We start from the raw sequence: 7,902 nt of genomic DNA on the forward strand, positions 1-7,902 counted from the left end.
TTATTATGACATGGCTAGAAAAGCATAACGTGCCTTACGATGAGATTTATATTGGCAAACCTTGGTGCGGATTTGAAGGGTTTTATATAGATGACAAAGCAGTTCGGCCAGATGAATTTATTCAATTGAATTATAACGAGCTTTGTGAGTTGGTAGGTATCAATAGACCTAAACAATAAATATAAAAATAACTTGTTATATTTCTTCTTGCTAGTATTTTCTAAATTTATAAAGCTATAAAGCTATAAAGCCATAAACTTATACAACTAAATCTATAAACCTGCTTAATTAAATATTTGTTCATAGTTAAAGATTAAAATATCTAGCCTATAAAAACCAATACATAAAAAATTAATTCATAAGTTATGTGCAACTTTCATTCAAAAAGCTACTCTAGATTTATCAATTATCTCTTATTTAATTAATCTGTTAATGACAATCAATGTGATTAACTTAATAAGTTCTATAATTTAATTTTAGGGTATAACGTTGATGACAGTTTGGCCATTAATTAGGAAAATTGATGATCATTATTCTATCTTTGAGTCATATCCATAGTAAACTTTCTAGAGATATTGGCGATTTGCCTGCAATGTTATTGCCAGTTGGTAATAAAAAACTGATTGAACATCAAGTTGTTACGTTCAGAAAAGTTTTTGAGTCAGAATCCATTGTGACAGTATTGCCAAAAGGTTATTGCCCTACCTCTAATGAGCAAGCAACATTTGATAGGTTGTCTATAAGCGTAATATTTTCTGATATTGAGACCGAAATAACTGAAATATTAATGCAATTACTCAATGAATTGCCACAAGGTTTTAATGAACCTATTCGTATTCAATTGGGTAATACATGGCTTTATAATATTCCTACTGATAATGAATGTTTGACCGTTAGTAATTATTTGATAGATTACCAAAACAATAACCGTTCTAACCATAACCATTGTAATGCAGAAGAGGAAGCAGACTTATCTAATGAGTTTTTTCAATTTTATAATAGTTTTGCTAAGGCGTGGATAGGGTATGTATCGTTTGGGTCATCTAGTGCGCTTTTATCTGTAATAGATAAAGTAAATGGTAGTTCGATAGGTTCGAGTAATGCTTTAATAAATAAAACGTCTGTGGACTCTATAACGAGCACTAATAGTCAATACTTAATATATGAGTACTTTGCCAATTTAGTATATGCCTATCAACAGCGACATGATGCCTTATCTCAAATTATGTTAACTGAATGGCATGATTGTAATTGTGACAACGGTTATTTTATTGCCCGTGCGTCATTAACGACACAGCGCTCTTTTAATACCCTATGCATTATGGATGGCAGGGTAACTAAAAGTAGTCAGGATAATGAAAAGATTAAGGCCGAAGCCCATTGGTATAAAAATATGCCTGAAGCTCTTAACCCTTACTTGCCAACATTTATTTCTAGTGGTTTTATAGATAAGGGTGCTAAAAATAGACAGTATTACTATAGTCTTGAATACTTACAACTGTTTCCCTTAAATGAATTGTATGTTCATGGACAAAGTGATCATAGCCTTTGGAAACGCATTTTTAATAGCGTCAAAGAAGTCTTTAAGATTAATGCAGAAAACAAATATTTAGAAAACGTTTGTATCAATGATTTAGAACAATATAGCTGTTATCTCTATGAAAAAAAGACTTTATCACGTCTTAATAAATATGCCAAAGATGCCAATGTTAGTCTTAAGCAGCCTGTTTTTTATGAAGGTAAAGCGTTAGGTTCTATTGAGCATATTGCTCGTCATTGTATTGATTTAACGGCTGCATTGCCCTTTGTTCCAGCGATAATGCATGGCGACTTATGTTTTAGTAATCTACTTTTTGACTCGGCCAACAATAAAATTAAGATGATTGATCCTAGAGGCATTGATGCCAATGGTAATATGAGTATCTATGGCGATCAAACATACGATTTAGCCAAGCTTGCCCATTCTGTTATAGGGCTTTATGACTTTATTATTGCGGGACAATATACATTATCTGAGTCTTGGACTTCACAAGGCTATGAGCAAACGTTGCATTTTCATAAAGACCCAAGGCGTCAGCAGATTCAAAAGGAGTTTTTTAACACTGAGTTTATTGAAGGATTCTCAACTTTAGACATCATGCCAGCTGTGGTGTTGTTATTTTTATCCATGTTACCTTTACATGCTGATCGTCCTGATCGACAACAAGCTATGTTGCTTAATGCCATTCGAATATATAAGACATTTGTTCTAAGCCATACAATTCAAGATCAAAAGCGTGAATTAACTCATAAAAAGCACAGCCAAGAAGACTATTTAAACTCTGATGCGCTTGTATCATGATACATATAATGAGTAAATTTAACTAATTAAATAAGTTGAATAAGTTGAACGATTTAAGTACGTTGAATTACTTACTAAGCCGTTATTTTAATATAAAAACATTCCCATTTAAGCACTAGGTATAGGTTATATGATTGTAATTCCAATGGCAGGCAAGAGCAGTCGTTTTTTTAAAGCAGGATTTGATAAACCCAAGCACCAGCTGACTTTGAACGACCAATATGTGTTTGATTTGGCAGTTGAATCTTTTGCTGAATTTTTTAAAACTGAATTGTTTTTATTCATTTTGCAGGATACTTATCAGACTTTAGAATTTGTAGAACAACGTATCAAAGCATTAGGTATAGAACAGGCATTGATTCATGTTTTAGACAACGATACGATGGGACAAGCTCATACTGTCTATCTTGGCATTGATAACCCAGATATTGATGATGAGGAACCGCTGTTTATTTTCAACATCGACACTTTTCATCATAACTTTATCAAACCTGATTTCGTAGATCAGGTTGATGGCTATTTAGAGGTTTTTAAAGGGGAAGGGGATCATTGGTCCTTTGTGGCAATTGATGCGGACGGTGTTGTTACGCATACTGCTGAAAAAGAGCGTATCTCAGAGTATTGTAGTAATGGACTCTATTATTTTAAATCAAAAAAATTATTTATGCAGATGTTCGATGATGCTGTTAAGCAAAAATTGATGGTGAAGGGTGAATACTATATAGCGCCTATGTACAATTTATTGATTAAACAAGGCTGCTTAATACGCCAAAGTTTGGTTGAGTTAGAAGCCATGAGTTTTTGCGGTACCCCTGATGAATACTATCACTTATTGAATAACGAATAAGCTTCTACAATATCTCAATTAAACAAAAAATCCGTCTGACAGCAGACGGATTTTTGATTTACTGAGCTAATTAACTTAATTTAGCTGACTGGATATGAGCTTACAAGATTATAGTTAGCATCTAGACTATTTTTTTGCTGAGTACGCGACTGAGCTTGCGACAACAAAGCAACATTTGGGTTGTCTATGTTGTGATGTAATATAAATAATTGATACCAGTCGGCATGACTTAAGCAATTTAAAGCCATAAAGTCATCGGCATTTACCCAGCTATACTTCGGTAATTCAAAACCTATCTGTTCGTTGTCAGCAATAATGATATGCTCTGCCACATAACGTTTAAAGTCATCAATGATTTGATCATTCATCTCATTATAAGTATTAGGTACTGTAAAGCCTAAACTTTTTGCATAGGTAGTCGTAATATATTGCTCAACCGCTAAGCGAGTTCTAAAGGTATCATCAGTATACTCATTTGATTGGTTGTTATACTTAAAACCTTCTTGATAGCCGTCTTGATTCGTATCCTTATCATGGCTATGACGCTCATAATATGTGGCATCCTCTATAGGCATTAAATCAAGCGACCAGTATTTTTGAAGAATATCGGTTTTTGCAAACTGCATCCAGTCACTAATGTGATAAGCCATATGCTCATAAACCATAGGATCAATACTGAAGTAACTAGATACGACAATTGGAGAATAGTCCGCTTCAGTAGTTTTTTTAGAAGCTATTTCAGTATTTTTTTCAGTATCTTGGATATTCGATTGAGCACGTGATTGAACAACACTGTCCGTGTAATCTGTTAACGTATTGAGCAATTCAGCTGACGTTAAAAAACTATCTGTACGTAGTTTAATAGCATACTCAGTGGTAACAGCATCAAGTCCTGCCTTAGTAGTTACGATCTGACGATTCACATTGTTTGGCGTATCGTACCCAAATTTGATATTGGGTAGGCCACCTGGATCAGGGCTAAGTATCAGCGCATCAATGCCAAGCTTTTCAGCAGTATTATAATTATCTGGAAAATTTGTATTGTCCCAAGTAGATACAATTATAGAGGCGTCTGGATAAGATTCACGACTTTTTGCAATGTTATACAATAAATCCAAACCGTCATTAACGCCTGAGCCTAAGCTGTCAGTATGTACATAACCTTGAAAAACGAGGGTAACTTGCGATGTTTTTATCATAAAATACTCAATTATAAAATTAATTAATAATGACTGCTGGTTGCAATAATTGAACGACAGTAGTCTTCTTAGTTATTCTTAATCACAGAGTTATCATAGTCATAGTTAGTTTGTTGGACTAGCATGTTTTTGTAAAATGAAGCCTAACTTCTTGCTTCTTTAAGCGAAAGAAGACTACTTATCCATCTGTTCTGCCTCCAAAACGTTAGCCTTAAATATGTACCCGTACCCCTTAGATTTTGCGATTATGGCATAGTAAACACTTAGATTACACAATAACAGCTCAATTATATCTGCTCAATTCAATGGCTCCTTCCTTCAAAACTAGTCTCCTTATACGCGATACATATACATTGATTCGCATCATTAAAATTATTATTCTTTTAATTTGCAACTTAAGCAAACGAATAATTAAGATTCCGCTTAGTTAGAGATATTATTCACCTTTAATTACAGAACATTTGTCGATTAAGTGGTATAAGATATCGAAATTAGAATGATGATTGAATAAATCAATCATAGTTTTTTCTATTATAAAGTTCACTGTAGGCAGACTCTGGTATATCTTGTGTGTAAATGAATAGGCAAGGATTAAATATTGCCTTTTTGTGTAATATCATCTTCATAATTTGAATTTATATTAACGATTATAAGTTGATGATATAAAAAGATTTTTTAACCAACTGTTTTATAGAATGACTCACTGAAAGGTGATTGCATAAACTTAAATTAATTTAACTTAACTTAAATTAGAACAGAGCATTAAAATGCTTTTAATTATTATAGGAAGATAAAAGTGTCTAATACTGATAACGCCCCAAATAACCCTAATACTCCGAATATCCCATTAACCAATACAACTTATGATAAAGGTACTGGTGAAGGCCCTACAATCCATAGTGAAAATGCGGATAATAGTCACACGTCTGAACGTCCTAGTATGGGCGTATGTCCAGTGATGCATCAAGCGCACACGACGACTGCATCCACGGTAACTGATTGGTGGCCAAACACCCTCAACCTTGATATCTTGCATCAGCATGATCAAAAGACCAATCCTATGGATCCTGACTTTGACTATGCCAAAGCATTTTCAGAACTTGATTTAGAGGCCGTTAAGCAAGATCTTAAAAACTTTATGACAGACTCCCAAGAGTGGTGGCCTGCAGATTGGGGTCATTACGGTGGTTTAATGATTCGTATGGCGTGGCACTCAGCAGGTACTTATCGCCGTGCTGATGGCCGTGGTGGCTCAGGTACGGGAAATCAACGTTTTGCGCCACTTAACAGTTGGCCTGATAATGCGAACTTAGATAAAGCGCGTCGTCTTTTGTGGCCTATTAAGCGTAAATACGGCAATAAGCTATCATGGGCTGATTTATTTATTTTAGCAGGTAACATGGCATATGAATCTATGGGCTTTAAAACCATAGGTTTCGCTGGTGGTCGTGAAGATATCTGGCACCCAGAAAAAGATATTTATTGGGGTTCAGAGCGAGAGTGGTTAGCAGAAACTAAGAACCGTTATGAGAATGATGCTGAACGTGAAACACTAGAGAATCCATTGGCTGCAGTACAAATGGGTCTTATCTATGTGAACCCAGAAGGTGTCGATGGTAATCCTGATCCATTAAAAACAGCTGCTGATATTCGTACGACCTTTGGCCGTATGTCTATGAATGACGAAGAAACCGTTGCTTTGACAGCGGGTGGTCACACAGTGGGTAAAACTCACGGTAATGGCGACGCGTCGTTATTAGAAGATGAGCCAGAAGCTGCAGATATCAAAGAGCAAGGTTTAGGCTGGCGTAATCCAAATGGTACGGGTAATGCGGGGGACACGGTAACCAGTGGTATCGAAGGGGCATGGACCACTCATCCGACGCAATGGGACTATGGCTACTTTGATCTATTATTTAAGTATGACTGGGCACTTACTAAGAGCCCAGCAGGTGCGTGGCAATGGGAACCTGTTGATATTGCTGAAGAAGACCGCCCAGTTGATGCCCATGATCCAAGTGTACGCCGTAATCCAATCATGACCGATGCCGATATGGCCATGATTAAAGATCCTGAATATCGCAAAATCTCTGAGAAATTCCATAACGATCCTGAGTACTTTGATCAAGTATTTGCCAAAGCATGGTTTAAATTGACTCACCGTGATTTGGGTCCTAAGTCTCGCTACTTAGGTGCTGATGTGCCTGCTGAAGACTTTATTTGGCAAGATCCTATCCCAGAGGGCAATACCAACTTAACGGATGATGATATCGCTAAACTAAGCGCTCAAATTCTAAACAGTGGTTTAGACAAACGTGAGCTGATCATTACCGCTTGGGATAGTGCGCGTACTTATCGTCAGTCTGATTATCGAGGTGGTGCTAATGGCGCTCGTATCCGTCTTACTCCTCAAAAAGACTGGATTGGTAATGAGCCTGAACAGTTACAACGTGTATTAGAGACCTTAACTCGTATTCAGTCTCAATTTGATAAGCCAGTTAGTTTAGCAGATTTGATTGTATTAGGCGGTAATGCTGCTATTGAGCAGGCGGCCAAAGATGCTGGCGTTGATATCAAAGTACCATTCGTATCAGGCCGTGGTGATGCGACTGATGAGATGACAGACATTGATTCATTCTCAGATCTTGAGCCTGTACATGATGGCTATCGTAACTGGGTCAAGAAGGATTATGCTGTGTCTCCAGAAGAGATGCTACTGGACCGTACTCAGTTGATGGGCTTAACTGCCCCTGAGATGGTCGTATTAATTGGTGGTATGCGCGTGCTTGATACCAACTATGGTCATAGTAATAAAGGTGTATTGACCGATCGCCCAGGTGTGTTAACCAATGATTTTTTTGTTAACTTAACGGATATGAAATACACTTGGGAACCTATTAAGACTGACAATAATGCTGCTCAATCTTATATTATACGTGAACGTAGTACGGGTAATATTAAATGGGAAGCAACGCGTGTTGATTTAGTATTTGGTTCAAACTCTATTTTACGTTCTTATGCAGAACTATATGCACAGGACGATAACTTAGAGAAATTCGTCAAAGACTTTGTTAAAGCTTGGAACAAAGTGATGATGGCCGATCGTTATGACGTTAAAAATAAAGTTGCCTAGTGTATTAAGGTGACTTTAAAAACGTCAATACGATTGATAACTAATTTTCTTAAATAGCACAGTTAGCTTAATAGTGTTATTTTAATCCATAGCAATAGTTTTCAAACATTGAGTTTTAAGTTAATAAAGCAGTCATTTGAATTTAACTGAACCTCAAATGATGGTCAAATTAGTATGATCCCAAGGACTGAGTACTGCATAGGACTCAGTCCTTTTATTTTAAGTTGAATACGCTTCTTAGTGTAATAATGAATATAATCTCAAACCAAGACAAACTTAGGCAATAAGAATCCATTCTTATAAGATATGATACGGTTTTCTCAAATATATCTTAGATTATAATGTCAGAATTTATACTTTTAACATAAATCTATTAATCATG

The 7,902-nt window shown here is 35.9% G+C and carries 5 protein-coding genes; 3 read left to right on the forward strand and 2 right to left on the reverse strand.

Annotated features, from left to right (window positions below; genetic code table 11):
* Nucleotides 1–523 precede the first annotated feature (523 nt).
* Entirely contained in the window at nucleotides 524–2,341 is a 1,818-nt protein-coding gene (locus tag QZ265_RS08480; RefSeq protein ID WP_296405287.1) for a hypothetical protein, read from the forward strand.
* Between the two features lie 130 nt (nucleotides 2,342–2,471).
* Nucleotides 2,472–3,188, forward strand: a complete 717-nt coding sequence (locus QZ265_RS08485) for a glycosyltransferase family 2 protein (protein WP_296405288.1) — start codon at nucleotides 2,472–2,474, stop codon at nucleotides 3,186–3,188.
* Nucleotides 3,189–3,268: 80 nt separating this feature from the next.
* Here QZ265_RS08485 and QZ265_RS08490 read toward each other — a convergent pair whose 3' ends face one another.
* The gene (locus QZ265_RS08490; RefSeq protein ID WP_296405291.1) at nucleotides 3,269–4,387 is read right to left on the reverse strand and encodes a WavE lipopolysaccharide synthesis family protein; all 1,119 of its coding nucleotides are present in this window, start codon (nucleotides 4,385–4,387) and stop codon (nucleotides 3,269–3,271) included.
* A 796-nt stretch (nucleotides 4,388–5,183) separates the two neighbouring features.
* Here QZ265_RS08490 and katG point away from each other — a divergent pair.
* On the forward strand, nucleotides 5,184–7,520 hold the full coding sequence (gene katG / locus QZ265_RS08495) for a catalase/peroxidase HPI (protein ID WP_296405293.1): 2,337 nt from the start codon (nucleotides 5,184–5,186) through the stop codon (nucleotides 7,518–7,520).
* Between the two features lie 164 nt (nucleotides 7,521–7,684).
* Here katG and QZ265_RS10950 read toward each other — a convergent pair whose 3' ends face one another.
* Nucleotides 7,685–7,774 carry an IS3 family transposase gene (locus QZ265_RS10950; RefSeq protein ID WP_366513684.1) on the reverse strand — a complete coding sequence of 30 codons (90 nt, stop codon included), beginning with the start codon at nucleotides 7,772–7,774 and terminating at the stop codon, nucleotides 7,685–7,687.
* Nucleotides 7,775–7,902 lie beyond the last annotated feature (128 nt).

Origin of the sequence: Psychrobacter sp., assembly GCF_018260395.1 — a bacterium.
GTDB lineage: Bacteria > Pseudomonadota > Gammaproteobacteria > Pseudomonadales > Moraxellaceae > Psychrobacter.

What these genes read in the sequence shown, in the direction of transcription:
- QZ265_RS08490 (WP_296405291.1), bottom strand. Translation starts at nt 4,387, where the DNA reads ATGATAAAAACATCGCAAGTTACCCTCGTTTTTCAAGGTTATGTACAT.
- QZ265_RS08485 (WP_296405288.1), top strand. Translation starts at nt 2,472, where the DNA reads ATGATTGTAATTCCAATGGCAGGCAAGAGCAGTCGTTTTTTTAAAGCA.
- QZ265_RS08480 (WP_296405287.1), top strand. Translation starts at nt 524, where the DNA reads ATGATCATTATTCTATCTTTGAGTCATATCCATAGTAAACTTTCTAGA.